General features: G+C 65.2%; 1 protein-coding gene. It reads right to left on the bottom strand.

What is annotated here, in order from left to right:
* The coding region (locus tag RAD04_RS39235) for an ATP-binding cassette domain-containing protein (RefSeq protein ID WP_461628045.1) at window positions 1-221 on the bottom strand (221 nt) is incomplete at both ends.

Genomic DNA, 221 nt, shown 5'->3' with positions numbered 1-221 from the left:
CCGAAATTCAGCGCAACGACATGGTCGGCGATCGACATCACCAGGCCCATGTGATGCTCGACCAGCAGCACGGTCATATGCCGGTCGTCGCGAATGCGGCGAATGAGGTCGCCGAGCACGTAGACCTCTTCGTGGTTGAGGCCACCGGCGGGCTCGTCGAGCAGCAGGATCTTCGGATCGGCCGCGAGTGCGCGCGCCAGCTCGACGCGCTTCTGCGTGCC

It is taken from the genome of Bradyrhizobium sp. 25ACV (genome assembly GCF_054863005.1).
The sequence above is the reverse complement of the archived record's forward strand: the minus strand, read 5'-3'. Positions and strand labels throughout refer to the sequence as shown.